At 60.7% G+C, this 25,335-nt stretch carries 27 protein-coding genes and 1 pseudogene; 3 read left to right on the top strand and 25 right to left on the bottom strand.

All coding sequences use genetic code 11. The features are described from left to right. The 7 genes from AC630_RS27890 to AC630_RS27855 all read right to left on the bottom strand — a co-directional run. A partial coding sequence (locus AC630_RS27890) for an amidohydrolase family protein (protein WP_245330540.1) occupies nucleotides 1-514 on the bottom strand: 514 nt, incomplete at its 3' end. Next, complete coding sequence (locus AC630_RS27885; RefSeq protein ID WP_074121669.1) at nucleotides 477-1,172, bottom strand: ABC transporter ATP-binding protein; 696 nt, start codon at nucleotides 1,170-1,172, stop codon at nucleotides 477-479. The genes AC630_RS27885 and AC630_RS27890, both read right to left, overlap by 38 nt. A gap of 1 nt (nucleotide 1,173) precedes the next feature. After that, on the bottom strand, nucleotides 1,174-1,959 hold the full coding sequence (locus AC630_RS27880; RefSeq protein ID WP_074121664.1) for an ABC transporter ATP-binding protein: 786 nt from the start codon (nucleotides 1,957-1,959) through the stop codon (nucleotides 1,174-1,176). After that, nucleotides 1,946-3,859: an ABC transporter permease gene (locus AC630_RS46350; protein WP_208867058.1), complete on the bottom strand. Its 1,914-nt coding sequence runs from the start codon at nucleotides 3,857-3,859 to the stop codon at nucleotides 1,946-1,948. The genes AC630_RS27880 and AC630_RS46350 overlap by 14 nt, the downstream gene beginning before the upstream one ends. A gap of 21 nt (nucleotides 3,860-3,880) precedes the next feature. After that, nucleotides 3,881-5,086 (bottom strand): ABC transporter substrate-binding protein, encoded by a 1,206-nt coding sequence (locus AC630_RS27865; RefSeq protein WP_245330539.1) that lies wholly within the window; start codon nucleotides 5,084-5,086, stop codon nucleotides 3,881-3,883. 325 nt (nucleotides 5,087-5,411) lie between these two features. After that, the gene (locus AC630_RS27860; protein ID WP_074121662.1) at nucleotides 5,412-6,167 is read right to left on the bottom strand and encodes an IclR family transcriptional regulator; all 756 of its coding nucleotides are present in this window, start codon (nucleotides 6,165-6,167) and stop codon (nucleotides 5,412-5,414) included. A 351-nt stretch (nucleotides 6,168-6,518) separates the two neighbouring features. After that, entirely contained in the window at nucleotides 6,519-7,931 is a 1,413-nt protein-coding gene (locus AC630_RS27855) for a CaiB/BaiF CoA transferase family protein (RefSeq protein WP_083636425.1), read from the bottom strand. A gap of 243 nt (nucleotides 7,932-8,174) precedes the next feature. Between AC630_RS27855 and AC630_RS27850 the strand changes: the two genes are divergently transcribed. After that, entirely contained in the window at nucleotides 8,175-8,726 is a 552-nt protein-coding gene (locus AC630_RS27850; protein ID WP_074121661.1) for a carboxymuconolactone decarboxylase family protein, read from the top strand. A 27-nt stretch (nucleotides 8,727-8,753) separates the two neighbouring features. Continuing rightward, nucleotides 8,754-9,617 carry an SDR family NAD(P)-dependent oxidoreductase gene (locus AC630_RS27845; RefSeq protein WP_074121660.1) on the top strand — a complete coding sequence of 288 codons (864 nt, stop codon included), beginning with the start codon at nucleotides 8,754-8,756 and terminating at the stop codon, nucleotides 9,615-9,617. 92 nt (nucleotides 9,618-9,709) lie between these two features. On the opposite strand, the gene AC630_RS27840 is transcribed toward AC630_RS27845, so the two are convergent. The 18 genes and pseudogenes from AC630_RS27840 to AC630_RS27755 all read right to left on the bottom strand — a co-directional run bounded on the left by AC630_RS27840 (nucleotide 9,710) and on the right by AC630_RS27755 (nucleotide 24,805). Next, on the bottom strand, nucleotides 9,710-10,240 hold the full coding sequence (locus tag AC630_RS27840; protein ID WP_074121659.1) for an AAA family ATPase: 531 nt from the start codon (nucleotides 10,238-10,240) through the stop codon (nucleotides 9,710-9,712). Nucleotides 10,241-10,408: 168 nt separating this feature from the next. Further along, a complete protein-coding gene (locus tag AC630_RS27835; RefSeq protein WP_208867057.1) occupies nucleotides 10,409-11,038 on the bottom strand; it encodes a GrpB family protein in 630 nt (209 codons plus the stop codon). Between the two features lie 52 nt (nucleotides 11,039-11,090). Continuing rightward, nucleotides 11,091-11,267: a hypothetical protein gene (locus tag AC630_RS45665; RefSeq protein WP_167561296.1), complete on the bottom strand. Its 177-nt coding sequence runs from the start codon at nucleotides 11,265-11,267 to the stop codon at nucleotides 11,091-11,093. Between the two features lie 623 nt (nucleotides 11,268-11,890). After that, nucleotides 11,891-12,334 (bottom strand): nuclear transport factor 2 family protein, encoded by a 444-nt coding sequence (locus AC630_RS27825; protein ID WP_074121656.1) that lies wholly within the window; start codon nucleotides 12,332-12,334, stop codon nucleotides 11,891-11,893. 33 nt (nucleotides 12,335-12,367) lie between these two features. Beyond that, nucleotides 12,368-13,060, bottom strand: coding sequence for an alpha/beta fold hydrolase (locus AC630_RS27820; protein ID WP_167561295.1), 693 nt, complete (start codon nucleotides 13,058-13,060; stop codon nucleotides 12,368-12,370). 133 nt (nucleotides 13,061-13,193) lie between these two features. Then, nucleotides 13,194-14,240: a SphA family protein gene (locus AC630_RS27815; protein WP_083636424.1), complete on the bottom strand. Its 1,047-nt coding sequence runs from the start codon at nucleotides 14,238-14,240 to the stop codon at nucleotides 13,194-13,196. Between the two features lie 136 nt (nucleotides 14,241-14,376). Further along, a complete protein-coding gene (locus AC630_RS47865) occupies nucleotides 14,377-15,171 on the bottom strand; it encodes a helix-turn-helix transcriptional regulator (RefSeq protein WP_074121653.1) in 795 nt (264 codons plus the stop codon). A 19-nt stretch (nucleotides 15,172-15,190) separates the two neighbouring features. Continuing rightward, a pseudogene (locus AC630_RS48425) lies at nucleotides 15,191-15,376 on the bottom strand (hypothetical protein); the annotation flags it as partial. Nucleotides 15,377-15,624: 248 nt separating this feature from the next. Then, a complete protein-coding gene (locus tag AC630_RS27800; RefSeq protein WP_074121651.1) occupies nucleotides 15,625-16,953 on the bottom strand; it encodes an amidase family protein in 1,329 nt (442 codons plus the stop codon). 29 nt (nucleotides 16,954-16,982) lie between these two features. Continuing rightward, nucleotides 16,983-17,666, bottom strand: coding sequence for a DUF2848 domain-containing protein (locus AC630_RS27795; RefSeq protein ID WP_074121650.1), 684 nt, complete (start codon nucleotides 17,664-17,666; stop codon nucleotides 16,983-16,985). After that, complete coding sequence (locus AC630_RS27790; RefSeq protein WP_074121649.1) at nucleotides 17,650-18,342, bottom strand: ABC transporter ATP-binding protein; 693 nt, start codon at nucleotides 18,340-18,342, stop codon at nucleotides 17,650-17,652. The genes AC630_RS27795 and AC630_RS27790 overlap by 17 nt, the downstream gene beginning before the upstream one ends. Beyond that, complete coding sequence (locus tag AC630_RS27785; RefSeq protein WP_074121648.1) at nucleotides 18,342-19,088, bottom strand: ABC transporter ATP-binding protein; 747 nt, start codon at nucleotides 19,086-19,088, stop codon at nucleotides 18,342-18,344. The genes AC630_RS27790 and AC630_RS27785 overlap by 1 nt, the downstream gene beginning before the upstream one ends. Beyond that, nucleotides 19,085-20,008, bottom strand: coding sequence for a branched-chain amino acid ABC transporter permease (locus AC630_RS27780; RefSeq protein ID WP_074121666.1), 924 nt, complete (start codon nucleotides 20,006-20,008; stop codon nucleotides 19,085-19,087). The genes AC630_RS27785 and AC630_RS27780 overlap by 4 nt, the downstream gene beginning before the upstream one ends. Continuing rightward, nucleotides 20,008-20,907 carry a branched-chain amino acid ABC transporter permease gene (locus AC630_RS27775; RefSeq protein ID WP_074121647.1) on the bottom strand — a complete coding sequence of 300 codons (900 nt, stop codon included), beginning with the start codon at nucleotides 20,905-20,907 and terminating at the stop codon, nucleotides 20,008-20,010. The genes AC630_RS27780 and AC630_RS27775 overlap by 1 nt, the downstream gene beginning before the upstream one ends. Before the next feature lie 47 nt (nucleotides 20,908-20,954). After that, the gene (locus AC630_RS27770; protein WP_245330538.1) at nucleotides 20,955-22,343 is read right to left on the bottom strand and encodes an ABC transporter substrate-binding protein; all 1,389 of its coding nucleotides are present in this window, start codon (nucleotides 22,341-22,343) and stop codon (nucleotides 20,955-20,957) included. 239 nt (nucleotides 22,344-22,582) lie between these two features. After that, nucleotides 22,583-22,780, bottom strand: a complete 198-nt coding sequence (locus AC630_RS47250) for a hypothetical protein (protein WP_245330537.1) — start codon at nucleotides 22,778-22,780, stop codon at nucleotides 22,583-22,585. Nucleotides 22,781-22,796: 16 nt separating this feature from the next. After that, nucleotides 22,797-24,266 carry a 4-hydroxyphenylacetate 3-hydroxylase family protein gene (locus AC630_RS27760; protein ID WP_074121646.1) on the bottom strand — a complete coding sequence of 490 codons (1,470 nt, stop codon included), beginning with the start codon at nucleotides 24,264-24,266 and terminating at the stop codon, nucleotides 22,797-22,799. A gap of 20 nt (nucleotides 24,267-24,286) precedes the next feature. Further along, the gene (locus AC630_RS27755) at nucleotides 24,287-24,805 is read right to left on the bottom strand and encodes a flavin reductase family protein (protein ID WP_074121645.1); all 519 of its coding nucleotides are present in this window, start codon (nucleotides 24,803-24,805) and stop codon (nucleotides 24,287-24,289) included. A gap of 146 nt (nucleotides 24,806-24,951) precedes the next feature. On the opposite strand from AC630_RS27755, the gene AC630_RS27750 reads away from it, so the two are divergent. Further along, nucleotides 24,952-25,335, top strand: a 384-nt coding sequence (locus AC630_RS27750; protein ID WP_143198367.1) for a MarR family winged helix-turn-helix transcriptional regulator, incomplete at its 3' end; no start/stop codon positions are given.

The raw sequence follows: 25,335 nt of genomic DNA, 5'->3' as shown, positions 1-25,335 counted from the left end.
CTTCGATCCAGAGCTGGGCGTGCCAGCCCCGCTCCGCTAGCCTCGGCGCGAGCGCGACGAGGTCGTTGAAATTCATGCCGCCGTGGAAAACCGGCTTGCCGTCCTGACGCAGTAAATTGATGCGACAGCCCCTAAAGCCGGCATCGGTCAGTTCATCGAGACGGCGATCGGCGACATCGTGCCTCAAGACTGCGACGGCCCGCAGTCGCTCGGGATAACGGCGCAGGGCGTCGAGCGTCACCTCGTTCTCCCCACCCGCCCCGAGCGCATGAACAATGACGCCACGCTCGACGCCGATCGAGTTCCACAACGCTAACAGCGACTCGACTGGAAAGGGGCGCGCCGGCGAGAAACGGCCGACGTTTTGCGGAGGAAAGCGATCGTAAGGTCCGTAGATGTGGACGTGACAGTCACTGCTGCCCTTGGGCAAATCGAACCTCTCGTCTTCACCACTGTCCATTGTCGTCACCCTGCTTCTAGACGCCGAGATACGCTTCCTGGATGTCCGGCGCATTGGCGATCTCGCTCGCCGCTCCTGCGCGCACGATGCGGCCGACACGGAGCACATAGGCTCGATCCGCGATCTTGAGCGCCGCGCGCATGTTCTGCTCGACGAGCAGCGTCGCGATACCCTTCTTTTTCAGTTCAGCGATTGAACCGAGCACGAACTTGGTCAGGACCGGAGACAGACCGAGCGATGGCTCATCGAATAGCACCAGACGCGGTCGCGCCATCAAGCCGCGCCCGATCGCCAGCATTTGCTGCTCGCCGCCGCTCAAACCACCGGCAAGTTGCGAGATACGCTCCTGAAGTCGCGGGAACATCGCAAGGATATCGGTCATCTCGAACTTCGGGCCCCCGCCCGCGGCATCGACGATCCCGAGATTTGCCTCCACCGTCATATCCGGGAAAATCTCGCGGCCTTCCGGCACGTGGCTGATGCCCAGCCGGCTGGTCTGCCATGGCTTAGAGCCGTCAATACGCTTGCCCTCGAGAAGAACTTCGCCGCCAGTGATCGAAAGCACCCCTGAAATGCAATTCAGAAGCGTCGTCTTGCCGGCGCCATTGGCGCCGAGAATGGCGACAATCTCGCCCGCGCGGACCGCAATCGAAACTTCCCGCAGTGCCGTGACCTTTCCATAGGCGGCCGAAACTCCCTCGACCTTCAGCAGCTCACTCATCATCCGCCCCAAGATATGCCGAGATCACCTCGGGATGCCTAAACACTTGGCCCGGTGCATCGATGGTAACGGGACGACCGTCGACCACCACCAGGGCACGTCCGCACAGAGCTTTGATGACGGTCATGTCGTGCTCGACGATCACGACGGTACGGCCTGGCGCGATCGCTTCTACCAAGGAGATGAAATCGGCCGTCTCGCGTCCGTTCATGCCCGCGGCCGGCTCGTCGAGAAACAGGATCTTCGGGTCGGACATCAGCGCCACGGCGATCGCCAGGCGGCGTTGCACACCGTAGGCCAGCACGTTCGCCGTACGATCGCGCTCGTCCTGCAGGCCGCACAGCGTCAGAACATCCTCCGCCTTCTCGTCGAATGCGCGCCGCTCGGTGCGATAGGTTTCGCTTTGGAAGATCCGCCCGATAACCGAATGGCGGAAGCCGATGTGTCGACCATAGAGCAGATTTTCGCGGACCGTCCCTTCGCCGAACACGGCCGTGCGCTGAAAGGTGCGCCCCACGCCATGGCGCGCGGCGAGATGCGGACTCATCTGTCCAACATCCTGCCCCAGTACCTCCACCCGTCCGCTCGTCGGCCTGGTAATACCACAGAGGATGTCGAACAACGTCGATTTCCCAGCTCCGTTGGGACCGATGATGCCGAAGACCTCGCCCTCGGCCACAGTCAGACTGACGCCATTGAGCGCAACAACCCCGCCATATCGTTTGCGAATGTCGGTGGCACGAACTGCTATATGCGGAAATGCTTCAGCCCGCGGCATTGCTGCTTCCCTTCGCACGCTCCAACAGCCCTTTGACGATTTGATGAAGTCCTCCGGGCGCAAATACCATGATGACGATGATCGCGGTGGAGAAGACGAGGATTCGGACGTTTGGGTCGAGGCTCAGATAGTAGGGGATGACGCTAAAGATCATCGCGCCGATGATGGGGCCGACCAGCAGACCTGTGCCGCCAATCAACACCATCAACAACGCATCCACCGTATTGGCGACGGAGAGTACTTCCGGCGTCACGATCTGGGTGTAAGGCACGCATAGCGCGCCACCGAGCGCCGCGATCGGCGCGCTGAGCACGAAGGCCTTCAACCGTTCGCGGAACACGTTAACGCCGACCGATTGGGCCAGATGCCGGTTCTGCCGGATACTTTCGATTGCGCCGCCGAATTTTGACGACCTCACCGCTGCCAGTAGGAGCACGACAATCAGCAATATCGTCGCCGTGACGAAGAAATAGGTTCTCGGATCCACCAGCTGGAACGGCCCGATCGCGATCGGTGGAAAGCCGAACATGCCCAACGGCCCACCAGTTAGATCGGCGAGGTTCAATGCTGCGACCACCGCGACACCGGACAATCCCCATGACACGATCGAAAAATACGCACCGGTCAGGCGGAGCGTAAGCCATCCGATCATGGCGGCAGCCACGATGGAAACCAGCATCGCGATCGTGACCGCGGCCTCGAACGGCAACCCAAGCTTCACCATGCCGATGCCGGCGCCGTAGGCGCCGATGCCGAAGAACACACACTGTCCGAGCGGCACCTCGCCGAGGCCGCCCAGCATGATGTTGATGCTGAGGCCGAACAATGCGAAGGCGCAGGTATAGCCGGCAAGCGTGACGACGAACGTGTTCTCGACAAGAACTCCGAATGCGACGGCAGCGGCAACCGCCAACGCAGTACATAGCAAGTACGATAACCGGAATCCTCGGTTTCGAAGCGGTGCCGTCTTCTGTGATATCGACAAACTCATGGTCTCCAACGACTGACGCATTCGATATGATGTCAGTGCCTGTGCAGCTGCGGTCGGCCCATCAGGCCCTGCGGCCACAACAGCAGAACTGCGATCACGAGAATCCAGCCAAGCGCAGGCGTCCACGATACCGAGATGTAGGTTTCGAACAGCGCGTTGGAGACCCCCCATTAAAAGCGCGCCGAGCAGGGCGCCCGAGATGCTGCCCATGCCGCCGAGGATCGCCACCGTGAAACCGGTGATCAGCGAGGTGTGGCCCATGGTCGGATATACGGTGACAATGGGGGCAAGCAGCGCACCAGCGAAGCCCGCCGCCGCAACGCCGACGACGAACGACACACTGCGGATCATCGGTACGTTGATTCCGGAATACAGCGCGCCCTTCGGATTCTGCGCTACGGCCAGAACCTGTTGGCCCTTGACGGTGAAGCGCAGCCACGCGCCGAAACCCGCGAGCACAAGCACGGAGGCGATAAGAATGAATATCCGCTGTCCTGCGACGAGAATGCCGAAACCGGACCAGGTGCTCTGCGCGAACGGCGACCCCACGGGATGCGGATCGGGTCCGAACAGCAGGATCAGCGTCGCCACGAGCGCCTGTCCGGTCGCGAAGGTGACGATGATTGAACCGTGATGGCTATCACCATAGATCGCCCGACGGATAATCAGATATTCCGTCGCGAACCCCACAATAGCTACGATCACGATCGCCAGCGGCAGCGTCGCCAGATACGGCATGCCCAACATGTTCAGAAGGAGCACGCCGTACGCCCCGATGGCGAAGAAAGCCCCGTGTGCGAAGTTGGCGATATGGAGAATCCCGAAAACCAGCGTCAATCCCACCGCGATGACCGCGTAACTGGCGCCCAGCACCAACCCGTTCGCCAACGTCTGCAGAAAGAGAGTCATTTCGTCTTCAATCCAGCACTGTCAGTGGCTCTTCATGACTTCAAGCTGCGTCAGCTTCCCGTCCTTGACCCGCTGGATATAGAAATACGGTGCCCGCGCGCGCCCCTTGGCGTCGAACCTCAGTTCGCCGCGCGGCGATGGCCAGGCGTTGTCACGTATAGTCCCGGAAATCTTCGCGTAGTCGGAATCCGTACCGGCCTTGTCCATCGCAGCCGCAATCAAATGCACCGCTTCATAGACGATGAGATTGCCCTTGCCCGGACTGACATTGTATTTGCCGGAGTAGGCGTCGACGAAGGCCTTCGCGGCTTCGCCCGGCGCGGACATCATGAAGATATCGCCGGTGATGACACCATCCATCGCGCCCCCAGCAGAAGCGAGCGCACCTGGAACGACGGTGCCCGGAGACATGACTTCCATCGGGAAGCCGCCAAGCTGGCGGATCTGCTTCCAGGCCTGAGCGGCCCGAGCCGGATAGCCATCCGACACATAGAGAAGATCGGGATTCAACGACTTGATTTTGGTGATAATCGACGTGAAGTCCGACGTGTCGGCGTCGTATATCGACACATTGACGAGCGCGATGCCAGCATCTTTCAACGAGCTTTTCAGCAACTCGAGCACTGTCTTGTTGAACTCGGTGTTCTCGCCCATGTACGCGACGGTCTTTGGCTTGAGCGCGCCAACGATGTAGCTGTTGAACGCCTGAGAGTTCATGGAGACGGTGTTGTTTATCTGGAACAGCCACGGACTGCCCTGATCGGTGATCGCGTCCGCCTGGGCGCCAACATTCACTTGCAGAATGCGGTTGCGCGTGACCGACGACTCCGCCAGCACGACCGAGCTGTTGGTACCGCCCGTGATCGCATTGACTCGGTCAACGGCCATCAGTTTCTGCACCGCAGCTACGCCGCCTTGCGGCGACCCCTTGTCATCTTCATAGACGAGCTCGACCTTGCGACCGTTGAGAATGCCACCTTTTGCGTTGATTTCCTGGAGCGCCAGCTCGGCGCCACGCTTGAAGTCCTGACCGTAAGTCGCCGCCGCGCCGGAAAACGGAGCCGCGATGCCAATGCGGACGGCCTCCGCCGCATGGGCGGCGCCGATACCAGCCGAAAGGCCGGCAACAACAGCCAGAATCGTGGAAAGACAGAGACGCGACATTGCAACACCCATTTGACGTGTAAGCTGATATTCTTCAGACTGCGAAAGCGCGGCGGAGAACAAAGCACCCGCTCATGCGACGGCCCGACTTAGACGCGGCAGAACCCGCGTCTCGAGAAGACCAGGACGCCGCGCAGTCCGGCTTCGTCTTGGCAATGGATGAAAATACACGCCGGAATTGGCCTTCGGCCGCCCGCACGGAAGGTAGTCATCGGCATCTTCCCGCCCTGACATCCTCGATGAATTCCTGCATGTCTGTTTCCCGCCCAGTTGTGGTTGCGACTCTTGGGCCGCTTTCGACGAGGTCATTATGCGTGGCGGAGAACCGTTCAGCCAGATTTTTCAGATAGGTGTTTGCACTTCCATATCTGTGAAAAACGAACTGAGACTATTCGCCGCGCTCGACGAATCTGGCGATCCCCTCGCGCAGCTCCTTCAAGATCTTGTCTTTCTTCTTGTCCAGGCGATCGAGGGGGCCGCCGACCCCGATGGCGAGGATGCGGCCATGTCGCCGAATCGGGAGCAGCATCCCGATGAGACCAATGCCATCCACGAGCGTATTACGGGAAAACACATACCCCTGCTCACGGATTTCGCGAATGCGTTGCATCAGGTCCGGCAAGGCAATGCGCGCGTCCGGTTCCTCCTCAATATTGATACGTCGCAACAATCGATCGATCGTTTCGTCCGTTCGCGCGCTGAGCAGCAGGCAGCCGATACCAGAACGCGCCAACGGCCGAACTGCTCCGGACTTAAGGTGGTAGCGGATGGCGTACTGCGACGGCACAACGTGGATGTACTGCGCGAGCAGATCGCTCTGGGTGCCGAGACTTATGGTTTCCCCGGTCTCATCACTCATATGCTTCATCAAAGCAAGAATGCGGCTCTCGCCAAACAACGCGCCTTGTACCCAGTTGCCCAGCATCGCGACGCGCATAGTCGGCATATAGGTGCGCGAGTAGCTGTCGTAATCGAGATATCCCATCACGACCATGCTTTTCAGCAATACCGAGGCGCTGGAAACCGGATAGCCGAAGTGGACTGACATCTCCTTCAGGCTCGTCGGCTGCTGAACTTCGTCGAAATACTCCAGCACCTCGAAGATACGGCGCGCCGTCTTGATGACGCTACCCTGCGCTGACAATCTGTCACTCCTTTTTCACGAGTATGAAACTCTCCCACGGAGATCGGAGTCAATTTCAGCAAAAGTCAACAATTGGAGAACGAATGTCGCTGGCAATCCGCATGCCAGCTGTGCGGGAAACCGAGTATCAAGGAGATGACCTTCAGCCGGCCGAACCGGTGGACGGGTGGATCGCTCATAGGGACGTTCGATCAGTGGCCACCGTCATCCGTTGAGTGACCCAGTTCCCGTTATCGCAGGGTAACGATCAATCCCAACGGCAATCTTCGGTAGTTGCACTGATCCGCTTTGAGGCGCCTTCACTGATGGCGCGGCGGCTGGCGCAAATAGCTGCCGATCGCTTCGGGCAGTTCAGATTTCCGACTTTCCAATTACGCCGTCCGCTTCAAGGCGTTCGATCTCCGCCCGATCGAGACGAAGTACCCGGCCAAGAATCTCGCGATTGTGCTCGCCTAGCTGCGGCGACGGCATTGGCTCGACTTGATCCGCACCGTGCAGGCGCAGCGGACTGTTTGGAACAACGATCTTGCCGAACTGCGGATGGTCGATCCATTCGAGCATCCCGCGTTCGTGCATATGCTTGTCATTTGTGACTTCAATCAGATCCCGGACCGGCGCCGACGGGACCTTGCACGCGCGGAACGTCTCGAACGCTTCCGCCTTGGTGTGGCGCTGTGTCCATTCGGAGATGAGAGCGTCCGTTTCCTCAATGTTCTTGACTCGTGCCGGCTTGCTGGAAAACCGCTCGTCATCTGCCAGGTCCTTGCGCCCGATGGCTTCCAGCAAATTGCTCCAGTGGCCCTCGCTGATGCCGATGATGGCAATGTAGCCATCCGAGGTCGGATAGACGTTATAGGGAGCGGCGGCCAGACCGCCGTGGCGGTTGCCGGTGCGCGGCGGCGCGATCCCTTGGTCATAGAAGAAGGCGAGATTCGAGGCGAGCGCGGGATAAACCACTTCCTGCATCGCAACTTCAACTAGTCTACCCTTGCCGGTGAATGTCCGCTCGTAAAGCGCCGTCATGATGCCGGCATACAGATGAACTCCGCTCAGGAAATCCACCACCGCCGGCCCTGCCTTCACCGGCGGGCCATCCGGAAATCCCGTTACGCTCATCATGCCGGACGCGGCCTGAACCGTGATATCCATGGCAAGGTTGTCACGATCCGGACCGGACAGGCCGTAGCCGGATCCAGAAGCGTAGATCAAGCTCGGATTGACCTTGTTAAGAACCGGCCAGCCGATTCCGAGCTTGTCCATCACCCCCGGCGCATAGTTCTCCAGCAGAACGTCAGCGCCCGAGGCCAGCCGTATCAGAATTTCACGTCCACGATCGCTCTTCAGGTTGAGCGTGATCGCGCGCTTGTTAGCGTTCAGCATCGCGAAGGGAACGGCGGCCCCCTTGCTGACGTGAACGCGCTGTCGGATCGGTTCGCCACCCAGTGGCTCGACCTTGATGACATCAGCCCCTGCTTTTGCCATCAGGAGCGTGGCATAGGGTCCTTGATACACCTGCCCCAGATCGATAACCGTTACGCCATCGAGCGGAAGGTTTCGTCGTTCGGCCACGTCCAGATTCCCGTCCTTGATCGGCGCGATTGCGGTATCGCGATCGGCATCGCCGGTCCGAGAGGACACAGCATCAAGCAGCGAGCACTGCGCCACCGCTACTGCGCGATCATGAGACAGCGGCCGGCAAAAAACCAGAGGCCCGATGCGAATGAATGCATTTGCACATCCGTGAAACTGTCGTCTGGCGTTCATGAGGCCCACGGACGAGGCTCGGCCGATCGAGGTTCGTGCAGAAGGTAATCTGCTTTGCAGGTATGGCCCATCTGTTGGCGACGTTTCGCTCTCATCATTTTCTCATACGTGAAAAGACGGCGATCGCACCGAACGACAGGCTGGCGACATTGCTATTTGTCGCCGCGAAATGTTTGATGCCATCCGGTCTTCTATCAAACGCCCCCCGAACGGGACGGCAAGCATCAGTCAGGAGGAAACACGTTGAGCCGCATTCCCTATTTCGACATGGACCAGGCGACGCCAGAACTTCAGGAGCTTCTGAAAATACGCCGCCCGCTCAACCTCTACCGGATGCTACCGCACGCCACGACCATCGCCCCAGGCTTCCTCAAGATGGGCGGAGCAATTCTGCGCGACAGCGCCATCGATCCGGTGCTACGCGAAATCGCCATTCTGCGCGTTGGTTTTCTCAGCAAGGCTGCATATGAAACGCATCAGCATAAGCGCGTGGCGCGCAATGCCGGCATTTCGGACACCAAGATCGCCGCGCTCGAGAATGATGCGTCCGACAGCGAGGTGTTCTCGCCACTAGAGAGACTGGTGATCCTCTATACCGACGACGTGGTGGCGAACGTCAAGGCTTCGACCGCCTTGTTCGACGAATTGCTGGCTCAACTCGATCACCGTCGAATGGCCGAACTGACGCTAACCGTCGGCTTCTACATGATGGTGAGTCGCTTCCTCGAGAATTTCGATGTCGATATCGAGGCGCAGGCGACGTCGGATGGACAAGTCAAGTACGCGTCGAATTGATACTCGAGACCATCAGGAGAAACACCCATGTCGATCGCCACGTATGCGCCGCAGCGCCTCGATTCATCCGCCTCGATCCACCCGGAAACGCTCGGCAAGGCGCCCGCCCATGGTCGGCTCAAGGGCCGCAGGATTCTTGTGGTCGGCGGTGGACAACGCAAGGTAATCGATGAGAATCCGCCGATCGGCAACGGACGGGCCATCAGCCTCCTGTTCGCGCGCGAGGGCGCGGCTATCGCCTGCTTGGACGCGGTGAAGGAAGCAGCCGAGGACACCTGCGCGCAGATCAAGGCCGAAGGCGGAACCGCCTTTCCCGACGTCGCCGACGTCGCCGACGCCTACGCGATCGGCCCGGCGCTGGAGCGCTGCGCGAAGCAGCTTGGTGGACTCGACGGGCTCGTGCTCAATGCGGGCATCTCGAGGGCATTCCTGCTCGAGAACCAGACGCCGGAATTGTGGGACGAGGTGTTCGCGGTGAATGTGCGCAGCCACATGCTGTTCGCCCAGAAGGCGCTGAACATCCTCGCGGCGGGCAGCGCCATTATCCTGATGTCGTCATTGGCGAGCCAGCGTGCCGGAGGCCGCAATCCGGCCTATGAATCCTCGAAGGCGGCGCAGCTTGCGCTCGGCCGCGCCATCGCCCGCGCAGGCGAGCCCAAAGGCATTCGCTGCAATGTGATCGCACCCGGCTTCATCGATACGCCGATGGGCCGCGACGCCAGCCGCAAGCGCGCCGACCGAGCACTGACTGTACCTTTCGGCCGCCAGGGCACCGGTTGGGAGGTCGCTTATGCCGCGCTGTATCTGATGTCGAATGAATCATCCTACGTAAATGCGCAGACGCTCTTCCTAGATGGCGGCCACCTCGCCGGCGTTCAGCGCGACGCATAGCGACCCGGTCGGAAGTGCGTCGAATCCGCTGCTGAAATCCTTCCAACTCGTTCGCATCCATCTGCGATGACCGCTTGGAGCAGACAAGGCAATCAACCGGCCAGCGAGGAGACAACCCAGTCGGCTCGTTCGGCCACCCGCACTTTGGGTAACACATGGATGTCGTAGCCCAGAGACGAATAAGCGCGGATCAGACGATCGTATTCCACGACGGCCTCGGCGAGACCGTGCCGTCGTTCCTGGTCTAGTGCGTAGATCTCTGGCCACGGAGGCGCGAGGAACACGCGTTTGTTGTAGCGATAGACTTGACCGAGACTCTGGACGACCGGCTCTCCGGTCAAATGCTCGAGTGCAGCGGCAGCATCGATCAAGCCTCTGTCAAAAAAGACCCAGCGCGCGCGAGCGTCAGCGGTCGCCCGGTCCGCGAGCGACACCTCGATCGCGCGCCGGGCAAAGGCGACCGCATCCACCCAGGGCAACGCTCTCCCGCCGAACATCAGTTCCTCGGCAACGATCCGTCGTCCTGGTTCGTCGATGGTGGCAAAACCGCGTCGTCGAAGCTCTGACAGCAGCGTCGATTTACCACCGCCGGAACAGCCCGAGATCGTGATGAAGTTCTCCATCGGAATCCATACCTTCGAGTCGCCAAGGCCTCGCCGCTCAGCCTCTTGGATGTCTCTTGTAGATCAAAGCGCGACTTGCGTTCCACGTCGGCTCTCAGGTCGGAGCGGACGTTCACGAAGCCCGGCGAGCGCAGATAACTAGGTTCGCTAGATACCGAATTGACGTTATTAGGCTCGCTTGACTCGGACGGCACCCCAGCCGCACGACTCGAAAATCTTCCTGTATATTTCTCGCACTACTTGTTGCTTGCTCTTATTGTAATCGTGTGCGGTAGACACGGCCTTCTTGGCCAGCAGCTTGGCATCGGCGTATCGCTTGCGATCGTCTGAGTGCTCGCGAAGCCAGTCCCGGAAGAGCTTATGACGAATATGCTCCGGACAATTGGGGCCGAATACATGGACGTTTACACGGGGATACTCAAGACGCAGCATGCGATGCTGATACCATGAACACTCCCGCACGGTTAATGTATATCCAAGCTGCGTCAAAGCCGGAACGTAGCTACTCTCGTGATCGGGATCATCGACGATCACGTCGATGTCGATTACGGGTTTGGCGGCCAATCCAGGTACGGCTGTAGACCCAACATGCTCGATGGCCAGCGCAACTCCAGCCAGAGCCTTCTCAATGGAGCCTTTCTGGGCTTCGAACAACCCTACCCATTCAGTACAATAGGGTTCTATCAAGATACCTTCCGTCTTCGGCTGGCCGAAGACCCAAGGATTTTCATCCGGGTCACCGTCCTCGAAAGTCATGATTTCGGTCGTGTCTGGCCAACAGCCATTCTTATTTTTCACGTTCGTTATCTTCCCCAGCTTGAATCATCATGCTCGCGCACCGCGCTAACAGCTACAAGTCGGCCGCGCAGGGCGGTCCGAAGCCGAGCTTGGCCATACCAGCCGACTTGGTGAAGCGGGAAAGGCGCGCGACGAAGCGGCTTCCGAGGTCGCGGCGGCTAGTGCCGCTGTCCACACCCTCGTTGACGACTTCGCGGAAGCGCAGGCTAGCTGTGGTTGATCGAATCATCCAGATCTTCAGCGCAGAGCGCATCAGCCAACACCGCTTCCCTTTGGACTATCGTTGAGCCTGAACAGGCTATCAGGTATGGGCGATGCATTCCATTTCGATATCAAATGGCCAAGGCCAAGAACCAATCGTGCAAAACGTTCGTGCCGGTGCTGGGCTTGAGAAATATCGCTGGTAGACGCCATTCACGGCTTCATAGTATTTGCTGCGACTTCAATGGCTTACCTCGGCTCACCGGATCCTTTGGTGCTTATCAAGCTTAGAGGACCTTTCGGTTGCCCGTGGCTCCCTCGACCACGGCTATGGAGCCCGACTGCGCAAGCGGCTAATTCGCCAATCGGATGTTATGGAATTTGGCAACTGATAAGCTTTGCGACCAAACCTTATCAGTCGCGCTCACTCCGATTGTGTAATTTCCTTTACCTGTCGCGCGACATGATCTTGATCCAGCGATGCTCAGCAAGCCAAACTCGAATTGTCCTGACCTCGCGATCCGGCAACAACGTCAACAGCACAATCCGTCGTCACCGGCAAAGCGTACCTTCGTTGTGTCAACCAGCCGCCCACAGGTCCGCCCATCCAGCTTGAACGGAGACGCGCGATCGACAATCCGCGGATCCCCGTCACTTGCTCTTGGCGACGGGCGCTACGACCGGTTTGGCGTCACCGAACATCGCCGGATCGATCGTCAACTGGAAGCGCTTGAAGCGCCAGCCTTCCGCTGTCCGGCTGACAATGCAATCACCGCCCGCAGTTGCGATCGCCACCGGCCCGGTCGCGATGTTCATCTTGGTGATATAGAAGCGATAGCGCGCACCGTGCTCGTGCGCATCAACGACATGATTGCTCAGGAAATGGCGCACGCCGTCTTCCTTGCCTGCAGCGATGTGATGCGTGATGAATTCCTTCACGGCGGCGGGTCCGACGAATTCTCCGTAGGGAGCTACGAAGACACCGTCATCGGCAAAGCCGGCCGCGAAGCCGCCGGCGTCCTCGTTGTCCAGCCCGATATAGGTCCGTGCGGTGAGTTCCTGAATTTCGATCTTATCGTCGGTCGTAATGGTCATCGATAGTCTCCTTGATTTTGAAAGAGAATGGGATCAGATGGACGTGATCTGCCGCCGCAGAAGTGCATTGAATGGTGCGCCGACCTTCTGGACCGCGTGTCCGGCCCCCTGAAGGCAGTGGCATTGGACGTCAAGCAGGTGTGCGAGCCGCAGGCTGATACCGTCGAAGGCCTCGCTCCAGCCCCCGGTGACAACGAGCTTCGGAAAACGAGCGTCGGCCACAGCGCCAACTGGCACATCGACGCGCCAGGGTCGTTCGGTGACTAGATTGACGGCTGCTGCTGCAACTGGCGCGGGAAGGGGATCGGGCAGCGGCATATTCATCTCAAGCGCCGCAATGAATCCGACCACGAATGCATGAAGCTCCGTTGCATCAGCGATGGCCCAATGAGCTCTCAACGCCTTCGATACCCGGCGCACCGCGGGCAGATCGCTCGCCAGTGCGAATGCCGGTGGCTCGATCACCGTGAGCGAACGCACCAGGTCTGGACGTCGGCCCGCCGCGTTCATCGCGACGATTGCTCCCATCGATGTTCCGACCAGATGAGCCCCCTCCCCGAGAACTTCGACCACATCCTCCGCGTCGCTGAGGACATCCACCGCATTGATCCGCCCGGTCTCGCCATATCCCCGGCGGGTCATGACGGAAAGGGCAAAGGACTCGGCGAGCACCTTCTGCTCGCCAAACGCGGCGGCGCCGACCGCGAGGCTGCCGTGGACCAGCACGATCCGATCCCCTCCGCCACCCCAATTTTCAACTGCATAGGACATCGATATTCTCCAATTTCTTGTTGCGAGATTTGCATTGCAGCCACGCGCAGCGGTGCCTCGCGCGGCGTCATGCAGCGTCGACACTGAGCTAGCCCAACCGTGCCTCAGTTCTCCTGCGTTGCGCTGGATTGGGCGCGGCTATTTCCAAAACGTGATTCGCGCGGGCGTGGCGCCAGGCGCATCCGGCGCCCACAGCCGATAGCTGAGGTTGGCGAAGACGGTGAAGCCTCGCGAGACGGCTGCGCTGTCGAATCCAGACACCGCCGTGCCTCCGGCAGGCGCGGGCCGATACTTCCTGCGTTGCCCAGACGTTCAACGAGGCGGGACCGAAATTGTACCCGACCAGCGCGCCGACGCCCCAAATGTCGTAACGATTGACATTGACTGCGCCCGCGTAGAACGCGCTGGACTTGTCGCCGCTCACCTGTCCCACGTAGTAACCGACCGGACCAAACGTCCAGTTGCCAATCGTTTTGGTCGTTGTGAATTCGGCATGAAGAACATTACCACTCGTGTAACCAGTTACGGTGCTCGCCGTATTAATCTCCTCGAACACATTGGCTGTGAGATTCCAGCCGTCCCTGAAGTATGAGACCACGAAGTTCGGCTGGAAGGTCCACCAAGGCGCGCCGACATTTCCCAGCCCGTTCGCGCCCGCGGTGGTGCCCGTCGGCATCCACATGCCGAAGCCCGCCTTGACATAGAAACCGCTGTCACCCAGCTTCCAGCTCAGTTCGGCCGGCGCCAGAAACGTGTTGTGCATGCCTACCGGACTGACGTTCACCGGCGAACCGACATCGACCATCATGACCGGCTGGACGATGACCGCATCGTAGGTCGCGCCCAGCAGCGTCCAGCCGGGTACCCAGAGCAGTCCTGCAGCCACGGCAGGAATGTGAACGGACGTGCTCTCGCCGCCAACATTGGGCGCGCCTGGACCGATAAGAGATCCCGAGTAGGCCACAGCCTGGTCAAACATGTAGAGACCGGGCGGCGGCGTGACCGCAGCATTTCCCAGCACCAAGCCCGGCTTCTGCGCAGAGCCGACATAACCCGCTTCGAACGCGGATGCGGGTTTGCAGGCCATTGCCAGCCCTATCGTCAATCCGGTGACAACTATTCGTCTGGAATCCATTTCCCCCTCCGATCCCTGCTCTGATTGCCGAACGGCGGCGGCAGGTTTGTTGGCCAGAAGATCAGACAGAGGGGCAAGCGACGCTATCGCGCGCGCGCAGGCGATTATCAGGATTGCGAAATTTTCTAAGTTCGTGTTACGAGCGCCGCTTTGCGAGCACAGCGGAGGCCTTCTCGCCGAACCGCTCCTTGAACCGCACAGAGAAATCCCCGAGGTGGAAGAAGCCGCATTGCAGCGCGACGTCGGTGACCGAGATACTGCCGGGCGCGGCCGACAAGAGAATGGCGTGGACCCGGTCGAGACGTTGCGCCCGGAGCCAACGGCTCGGCCAAATGCCCAGATCACGCTGAAATCCGGCCTGGAGACTGCGCAGGCTCAGCCCGCAGTGCCGTGCCACCTGGCCGAGGCTGATCGGATCCGCAATGTGCTCCCGCATATAATCCATCGCCTTGCGCACTTGCGCAGACGGTGCCGGGCCAGCAGCCACGGCAATCGCAGCGCTGAAGTTGTTTGGCTGCGACACGAGCAGCGACTCGACGATCAACTCCTCAAGCTGCGCAAACATCTTCGGGTACGCCAACGCCTCGCCGAACATGGACAGGCTGGCCGCTGCCTCGAGAAGCTTGTGCCAGAACGCTGGGATCTCCCGCAGTGCGAGATCGAAATGAACCGGCATAGCCTTCTCCGAGCCCAGCAGATTCGCGCAAACTACCTCCACGCGCCGACGGTCCAGTCGCAGCAATATCTGGTCAAAGGCACCTTCGATCTCGAGCCGAAATTCCTGGTATGGCCCAACGATCGTGCCATGGCCCGATGTAACATCTGCGGTCGCCGAGCCGTAGCGGAATTGCGCACGACCCTCGAGGGGTAGCGTCACGAGGAAATTCCCCTCCTGCAGCAAGTCGGGCACGACCGTGACATCGCCCCCCATAGCGCAGCCGGTTGAGCGAAATCGGCCCTATTGGCAGATGATGCAAGCGGGCGGCGAGCTTCGCGCGACGCCCTCGCATGGTTAGGTCATGCGGCCGGAGCACCCTGCTGCATCCGTCGACGACCTCGTCAAGGTCACCGCTTGCAAGAACCAGGTGCTTCGCTCCGAACAGATGATCTCCGATAAACGAGGTCGATGCAGTCATCACTGCTACTCTCCAATCGTTGGCGACACCGCAACATCGCAACGATAGCACCATCGGCTGCACAATATCGCGGCTCTTAGCAGCGTGGGTCCGCCAAATCGCAAAACCCGCAATTGGGCCACCGCACCAGAAGCGCACTGCTTCGGTGCCATCTCCGTATGTCGACAATCGGCAAACTACAGCTTCAAATGCGACCTTGCCACTGCCTCTTCACTCGATCGCAGATACGACGGCGCTTTCGCGCAAGACTAAACGGCGTGCGAATAGCCTCGCAGCATCGTTTCCACACTGGTCGCGATCTCCAGCAAGCGACGGTCGGCGTTCCTGCGGCCGATCGGCATCAGACCGACGGGAAGACCGTCGAGCGGTATCGGCAATGAGATCGGCGGACAATCGAGCATGTTGGCGACCCGCGGATTGCGAAGCACAAGCCCATTGGCCTGATGGAACGCACTGTCCTCCTCAACCGACGATAGAAGCGGCGCGCGGATTGGCGTCGTCGGCAGGATGAAAACCTCACTGTTGCCGAAGGACTGTTCGAAGGATCGGATTGCAGCTTGCCGGAGCCGCACCATGCGCACATAGTTGATACCGAGGATGCCGCCGCCCGCTTCGATGCGAACTCGGGTTTTTGGATCGACCCCATCCAGGCTCGATAGCCCGAGACCACGCAGCGTTGCGCCGACCTCGATTGACGGAAAAGTGCCGATCTGGTCGATCTCAGCAACATTATCAAGAGCAGCTTCGATCGATCCATCCTCGATCCGCAAGCCACATGATCGAAGCCGCTCTACGGCGTTCTCAAACGCACTGAGCACTTCTGGCTCGCAGCCTTGAAACAGGCGACCGCGGGCGACAATGAGACGAAAGGTATAGGGAGAGGCAATGTGCGGTCGCGACGCCACGCCTTCCCCCGAAACCACCTGATCGGCCACGAAGCAGTCCGCAACGGTCGAGGCAATCGGACCGATGGTATCGAGGCTCGACGACAGCGAGAACGCGCCAGCGGTCGGCACGAACCCGCTCGTCGGCTTGAAGCCGGTTGCACCCGACAGTGCCGCTGGAATTCGGATCGACCCTCCCGTGTCGCTCCCAATGGCGATTTCCGCCATGCCGGCGACGACCGAGACGACAGCTCCCGATGAGGACCCTCCCGGAGCGCGCCGGCGGTCCCGGGGGTTGCCTGGTACACCGTCATTCGGGTTCGTGCCGAGCGCGGAAAAGGCAAATTCGGTCATTTGTGTCTTGCCGATGATCACGGCTCCCGCCGCGCGCAAGCGCTTCACAACCAGCGCATCGTCAACGGCGGGTGGCAAGGAGCGCAACACCGCGGAACCCGCGCTCGTCACGGTACCCGCAACGTCGAAGAGAGCCTTGACCGAGACAATTCGTCCATCGAGCGGGCCGCGTGTGGTTCCGGCAACGGCTCGCCGATCGGCAGCTTCGGCTTCGCAGCGGGCGCTTTCCGCGAATAAAGCGGTGAAGGTATTCTCGGCGCCCGATGCGCGCGCACGCGTCAGTGCGGCCTCCAGCCGTGCCACGGCGGCGGGATGAGACTGGTCGGGCGTTGAGATCATTCGTCGAAGCCGCTCGCCGGGAGTGATGGTCAGGAGACGACCGGAAGGACGTCGATATCGTAGCCGTGGATCAGCGAGCGCTTGAGAACCGGATCGCTGAGCTCCATTTCGAAGCGCGTCCCCGGGCGAATTCCGCCGATGGCACTCGGCGTCCCACAGAACATCAATGTCCCGGCAGGCAGGATATCGACGTTCGAGTACCGACGAATGAGATCTCGCGGCGTTCTTAGCGACGAAACCGAGCTCTCCTGATAGAGAACCCGCTTGCCGTCGATCGTCGCCCACGAGCGAAGGACCAATTCATCCCAGTGCCCTTCGACATCCGCGTAGGACCATATCCGCGAGCCGACCGGCTTGCCGCAGAGCTGCTTCGACAGAGCGATACCTGAGGCTTCTGCCTTGCGATCGGTATGGTCGGATCCGATTCCGATCCAGAGTCCGTCGGCCATAGAGACCACGACGGGTTCGACCTCGCCGGAACTGTCCGGCCCAAGCACGGTCAAGCGATCTGCCTGAGTCAGCGTCTGTGCGGCAACACGGTAGTAGAGCGGCGTCGTAGACGGGCGTGGAATTCCGAGCGCGGCGAGTTCCTCGACATGGTGCTCGATCGCTGCGGCGTCCCTGCCCGCCCAGCCCGCGATCACGAGTGATTCGATCTCGACGCCGACATGATCGGCCCGGTCCTTCGCGATACGGTCAAATTTCTTGAACATGGGCTTTGTCATCCTTGGTCGATGGAACGAGAATCTCGCCACGCTCAATCTGCAACGTGCGGTCGGCGATGCGATCGAGCAGCGCCGGCGAAGATTCGGTGATTAGCAGGGCGAGTTCCGGACGGTGCTTGCGTAGCTCGCCGAGAGTGCGCGCATAATCGAGCGCCAAGGCCGGCGCCAGGCCCTGGAAGGGTTCGTCGAGCAGCAGGGCTTTTCTCGCCACCGTCAGCGCACGGCCTAGCGCGACCATCTTTCCCTGGCCGCCGGAAACGCCGCCCGCGGGTCTCGACCGCATCGCATGCAACTCGGGCAATAGTCCATAGATCTCGTCGAGCCTTCGCGCGATCTCCGCTCGGTCGAGCTTCAACGCCAGCGCCGGAAGACGGATATTTTCCTCGACGTTCAATTCCGGAATCAAACGGCGATCTTCCGGCGCATATCCTATTCCTGCCCGGGCGCGGGTGTAGGCGGGCCTGCTGCCGAGATCGTCGGCATCGAGCCGGATCGAACCCTTGTCATGCGCGATGAGCCCCATGATCGCGCGAAGCGTCGTGGTCTTGCCGGCGCCGTTTCGGCCGATCAGCACCGTCGTCTTGCGCGCAATGATGGTGCAGCTGACCTCGCGCAGCACACGGACGCCCTCGATCGAGACGCTGACCTTGTCGAGACTGAGCATCAGGCAACCCCTACGACACGTTCGCGAACTTGCGCGTCGCCAAACACCTCATCGGGCCGCCCCTCAGCCATGATGTTTCCGGCATTCCACACCAAGACCCGGCTCGCATAACGGGCAACCACGTCCATGTCGTGCTCGACGAACAGCGCCGTGATGTGGCGCTGGCGCAGCGCGCTCATCAGCGCCTCCATCAGCGGGAAACGTTCGAGCGCACTCACGCCGCTGGTCGGCTCGTCCAGCAGTAGAAGTCGCGGCTTGAGGGCCAACGCGACTGCGATATCCAGCAGCTTGCGATGCCCCTCCGGCAGCGTGCTGCAGATCCGATCGGCGTCGTCGGCGAGCCCGACCAGGTCGAGCAGCGCCTCGGCCTCCTCGCGCCGCGCCCCAGTATCGAGGGGCCGGATCGCGGTCCACAGGCCGTCCGTTGCAGCGAGAGCCAGCATCATGTTGTCGATCACGCGCTGCGCGGAAAACAGCTGCGGGATCTGGAACGCGCGCGCGACGCCTCGACGCGCGATGGCGCGCGGCGACAGGCGCGTGATGTCGTGACCGTCGAGCAGCACGCTACCCGATCTCGGGCGAATGTAGCCGGTGCAGATGTTGAGCAGGGTTGTCTTGCCCGACCCGTTTGGGCCGATGATCGCGAGGAACTCGCCCTGGTGGATCGCGATGCTCACGCCGTCGGCGGCCTTGACCCCGTTGAAGGCGACGTGGAGGTTCTTGGCTTCCAGGATGGAATGCGTCATAGGCTCGACGCCTCCTTGCGTGAGAACAGTCCGTAGAATCCCTGCGGTAAGAACATGATCACGATGATCAGCGTCATGCCCACGATCAGATTCCAGGCATCCGTCACAGTCACGGCTGCGCTGTGTAGCAATTCCAGGAACAAGGCGCCGAGGAACGCGCCGGGCACGCCGCCGATGCCGCCGAGTACAGCAATCAGCACGAGGTGACCGGACGCAGTCCAGAACGCGAAGTCGGGGACCACGCGGCCGATCGCAAAACCGGCGATTGCACCGCCAAGACCCGCGAGCGCCGCCGAGATGACATAAGCGATCAGCAGAACCGTCCAGACCGGAATGCCCAAATACTCGAGCCGGATCTCGTTGGAGTGAACGGCCGAGAGCGCATGGCCCAGCGGGCTGTTCAGGTAGCGCTGCACGGCAAGACCGACGAGCAACATCAGAGCCAGGCTGAGGTAGAACAGGACGCTCTTGAACACCGGTTCGCCAACCGCGATGCCGAACACCGCCGGAATCGGCACAGGCAGGCCGTCCGTTCCGCCAGTGACGCCGTAGAGTTTGGCGCACAGCGCGTAAAACACCATGGAGACCGCGAGGTTCAACATTGCGAAGAAGATCGCGCGATACCGGACGAGGAACATTCCGGCGATCGCGCCGACCAGCGCGGCGACCAGCACCGAGAGGATCAGGAGCAGACCAAGGTCATTGATGCCGGCTCGCGCCAAGAACGCTACTCCATAGGCACTGGCGGCAAAGAACATCGCGTGACCGATCGAAATCAGCCCGGCGCGGAGCAGCACGGCGACGCCGAGCGCCGCAAACCCCTTGGCGATCGCAACCGTCAACACGAATTGCAGCCAGGGGGCGGCGACAGGCAGCACGGCAAGAATGAGTACCGCCGAAGCGGCAACGATCGTTCGCATCATATCCTCCGCGCTGTCACTGACCCGAACAGGCCGTAGGGGCGGATCAGAAGCACGACAAGCATTGCCGCATATGGCGCAACTGCATCCAGCGAGGGCACGAGATAGATCGCGAGCACGCGCGCCACACCAACTATCAGCGAGGCCACCGCGGCTCCCTCGATCTGTCCGAGCCCTCCGATCGCCGCGACCGCAAAGGCGAGCACCATGGTGTCGGCCCCGAGCCCCGGGGCGATGCCCGACGTCGGCGTCGCCAGAGCTCCTCCGAGTGCCGCGAGGAACACCCCGAGCGAGAACGCCAGGATGAATATCCGGTTGGTATCGATGCCGATCGACTGCGCCATTTCACGGTCAGTCACGACGGCCGTGATCAGCCGCCCAAGCCGGGTATGGTTGATCAAGAGCCGCAGGCCGATGACGACGAAGAGCGCCATCCCGATCAGGAAAATCTGGTAATTGAGATAGACGACACCGCCGACGTTCAACGTGCCAAGCAGGCGCATCGGCGCGTCCTCGTAGAAGGACTGAACGCCGAAGGTCACACGCTGGAGGTCCTCCAGGATGAGAAACAGCCCGAACGTGATTAGGATCTGGACAGCTTCCGACTTGCCGTAGGTCCAACGCACCAGGCTGCGCTCGATCAGCGGACCGAATATGGCCGCAACGAAGACGGCGCTGAACAACAACGCCACGAACGACAGGTAAGGGTTGAGCTGCCGGCTCGTGATGAACAGGCAGATCGAGGCTGCGACATAACCGCCGATCGAGTAGAGGCTGCCATGGGCGACGTTGAGAACGCGCAGCACGCTGAAGACCAGCGTCAAGCCAACCGCCGCGAAGAAGATCAACGCGGCGCTGGCCAGACTGTCCAGCAGCAGGGGGATGATTGCATTCGACATCGGCCTACGCTCCGCGTGAATGAGGTGAAGTGAACGCTATCGTCGGCCTATTTGTAGCTCCCCGGCTTCGGCAGGCTCTTCGCGAACTCGGGCTTGAGCGTCGAAATCCAGGCCAGCGGATCCTGACCGACCTGCGGCATCAGGCTATCGCCCTTGTAGCGGGCCATGTCGCCGATTACGGGAAACTGCTGCGCCGGTGTCTTCACGGTGACTCCAACGATCTGATCGACGAGGCCGTCGTTGTCGGCGCGCGTCTGCGCGGTGCCGGTCAAGGTCGCGACCTTGCTACCCTTCATGGCGTCCGCTAGCTCGGCACGCGTCGGCCTCTTTCCGCCATTCTTCTGCATTGCGGCCTTGTAGGCGGCCTTCACGTAGATGAGCGCATTGGCCATCTTGATGGCCGGGAACACCGGGTACTCGCCGAAGCGCCTCTTGTATGCCTCGGCGAACTTCACCGTCTCGGGATTGGCCTTCGCGTCCGGCGACATCCACCAGCCATCGCCCAGAACCCCGACGATCACGCCGTCAGGCAGCGGCACACGCTGCAGCACGGTCTCGCCGAGCGCAAGGATCACCTGACTGGACGCAAAGAGGCCCCGCGGAGTAGCTTGGCGAACGAAATTTTCGAGGTCGGCGCCCCAGAGATTGGAGAAGACGACGTCCGGACGCGCCGTGGTGAGGCGGGAAATCTCGGTCTGGTAGTTCGGCGAGCCGAGCTTCGGATAGAGTTCGGCGACGATTTGGATGTCCGGCTTCAGTGCCTTCAGGGCCGCGGTGAAGATCTTGGCCGCGTCATGACCGAACGCATAGTCCGGATTGATAATCGCCACCGTCTTCACGTCCGGCTTGCGATCGAGCAGGTAGATCGCGTAGGCGATGAATTCGGGCACGGTGTTGCCGTTGGGACGGAACACGTATTTGCTTTTGCCGTCCATCAGCAGTTGATGAGTGTCGCAGTTCCAGCCTACGGTCGGAACCTCCAATTGCTCCGCGAGCGGCGCCAGCGCCAAACAGGTCGCGCTCGACAAGGCAGCGATCATCACCTGGTTCTTTGCGTCGCCTGCCAACCGGCGATATTCCGCAATCACACCCTGTGCGCCCTGCGCCTCGTCGACGTAGGTCGCGCTGACCGGAACGCCTTCGATTCCGCCCGTCGCGTTGATCTCGTCGATCATGAGATCGGCGGCGTTCTTGCCCGGCATGCCGTACGCCGCGGCGGGACCGGACGTGAAGGTGAAGATGCCCAGTCCTACCGCGTTCGGCTTTTCCTGTGCGGCCACCGACGTTGTCGCAACGACGCCTATCGCGAGAGCTCCCGCGAGACCATCGACCACCAAGCGGAGATTGGACTGCGGTAATCCGCGATCCAGCCTGAAGAGCAGCTCGAGCGACGACAGACAACGCGCGACTACGATCGAAATAGCTTTGAACGCCATGTTTTCCTTCCCTTGGCCGGTCGATGATGTCTTTCTTGGCGGTGGCGATCCGGCATCAGACCGGATCGAAGTAATGCATCTCCAACAGCAGACAGCCGTTGACGGACTTGAACGGCCCATGCGGCGCGTGCGGCGGCCGGCAAGCGTAGGTATTCGGCGGGAAGCTCTTGCCGCCCTCACCTTTCTCATCGTTTCCGACGACGAGGTCGCCCGAGACGAGATAGACCTCTTCCCAGTACTCATGCGAAAACGGCGCGGTCGTATAGACGCCCGGGGCAAAACGCAGCAGGCGAGTTCGCGTCCCGCGCCGATTCTGCTCGTCCAGCCCCCCCCGCAATGATCTTCTGCTGGATACCGGCCGGATAGCCTGCGGGCGTTTCCCAGCCGGTGGTCATGTCGAGCGTGTAGAATTCGTCGTGCTTCTTGTTGACAGGCATGAGTTGTCTCCCCGGATCAGGCGGCTTTGCTGGTGGTCGAGAGGCCGTTGAGGTCGTACGAATCGAGTATGTTCTGGACGAGCCGGTCGGCGCCGGCCCAGTCGTATGTGCGATAGGAGTGGCCCTTGGTGACGAACGTCGCACCGGCGTAGAACATCTCGTATTGCTGGTGACGTGACCCGAACTCAGATCCAACAGCATCCCAGGCGAGCTTGTAGAACTTCACGCGGTCATGCGAATTGGCCTTCGGCGACTGCTGGGTCTTGCCGATCAAGGCCGCGATCTCGGGGTTGTCAAAGTCGGCGACCGACGAAGGCAGCATGATCATGCCGCCACCGGCGAGCTCGCGCAGCGTCGTGATGACGTGCGCGTAGAGCTGCTGCGTCAGCACCTGTGCAGAATAGAGCGTGTGCCGATCCGGGATGAAATAGGGACCGACCTGCGTACCCTTCGCTTCCATTGCCGCCACCAGCGCATCCACCATGCCGGTCTCGGCCGCAAGCTGGCCGAGCATCTCGCGCACTTGCGGAAACTGGGTGACGCCGTTCATTTCGGCGGTCCGATGCGCAAGGCCGGTCAGGAACTTGAGCTTTACGCTCAGGCGCACCATCGCCTGGTAGTTCTGATAGACGTGGCAAGGTGTGGCGTGAAACTGCTTCTGGCACATTTCTACGTTGCCCTCGATGAAGACGCGATCCCAGGGCACCTTCACGTCATCGAAATAGAGAACCGAGTCGTTCTCGTCGAAACGGCTGGACAAGGGATTGTCGAACACTGCGTCGGCTGCGTCCTCGTAGGACTTGCGCGACAGCATCTTGAGGCCCTTCGTATTCATCGGAATCGCGAACGACATCGCGTAGCGCTCTTCGCCCGGACGCATTGGCTGGATGGTCGTGACGAACACCTCGTCGGCCACGACGCCTCCGGTGGCGAGCATCTTGGCGCCGCGGATGGTGATGCCTTCGGCGTCGCGATCGACGACGCCGGCCGTGAGGAATGGATCGGCCTGCTCGGCAGCCCCTTTCGAGCGGTCGGCCTGCGGATTGATGATGACGTAGGTGAGGTAGAGGTCCTTGTCGCGAGCGTAGCGGTAGTAGCTCTCGAGTGCGCCGGCGCGGGCCGGATCATAGGCCTTAAACACGTCCAGCCCCATGTACAGGCCCGAAATGCACGACGCGACGTGGTCCGGGGCGCGGCCCATAAAGCCGGCATGCAACGCAGCCCAGGCTTCCAGCGCTTTCCGTCGCTCGACGAGATCGGCGTAGGACGCCGGAAGCTGCCAAATTCGGTTGGCGCGTCCGGTATCCGTCTTGAATGTCATCAAATCGACGTTCTCCGGAGCGTTCGCAAAGTCGAACAGCCCCGCCATCGAATTGGCGAGATTCCGAAAGGCATGATGGACGGTCACGTCGCCGACCGCAGCCCCGTTGATGTAGATGGTCCGCCCATCCTTCAGTCCAGACAGATATTCCTTTGCACTGCGCATCGCGGTTCTCCGGTTCGAAGCTAGTAATGAGTGGGAAGCGGCCAGGTCGGCTCGCGCTCGCTTTCGTCGACGAGGTCGCGATAGCGGCCCCGAAAGAAGATCAACGGGGCCGCCGGCTCGTTACGCGCGGTATGACGGACGACACGAACCACGAAGATCACGTGATCGCCGCCGTCATAGCTTCCGAACGGCGCGCATTCGAAATGGGCAAGGGCACCCGATATCAGCGGCGCTTCGGCGTGGCCGACTGACGTCTTGACCTGATCCCACTTGTTGGAAAGAGCGCGCGCGAACTGATTGGAGATCTGCTCCTGATCGCGGGCGAGGATGTTGACGGCGAAGCCCTTGGCTTCGAGCATCGCGGGCAGGCTTTTGGCCTTGCGGTCGACGCTGAACAATACCAGCGGCGGATCGAGTGAAACGGAATTGAACGAGCTCATGGTCATGCCGATGAGTTCATCGCCCTTGCCGCGCGCAGTCACCACCGCAACGCCGGTCGCGAATTCTCCCAACACCCGCCTGAATGCCCGGTCCTCCATGGGACGCCTGCCTCGCTGCTTCGACCCTGATTTATAATTCCCAGATAGCTTCTTGGCAAAGCTATTTTGAAATGTCAACACTCTTGCTGGACGGGCGCATGCGTGCTTTTTAAGCAAGCTCGCAAGACTGTGATTTCGCGGAGAGAATGACCGTGACCGATGCGCTCTTGACGGCGTCGAAACCCGAGCTGCTCGATAAAGAAGGAGACCGCACGCTTCGGGGCCTCCTCTACGACTATTTTGCGTTCGGACGCAGCCTAGACGCCTGCCGTGAAATATTCGCGAGCTTTGTCGACCTGTCGCCTACCCAGTATCTGATCCTGATCGCAATCAAGAATTCGACTGTGGAAGAACCTATGGGAGTCAATCAGGTTGCCGAACAGCTGTATCTAAGCGGCGCCTTCGTCACCAACGAGATCAACAAACTGGTTTCCGACGGCCTACTCGAGAAGACCCCCCATCCCGAAGACGGACGGCGGGTGCAACTTGCCCTCACCCAGCACGGAGCGAGCCTGCTGATTCGCCTTGCC

It is taken from the genome of Bradyrhizobium sp. AS23.2 (assembly GCF_001908185.1).
Lineage (GTDB): Bacteria > Pseudomonadota > Alphaproteobacteria > Rhizobiales > Xanthobacteraceae > Bradyrhizobium.
Note: the sequence above shows the minus strand (reverse complement) of the source record. Positions and strands in the feature narration are given on the sequence as shown.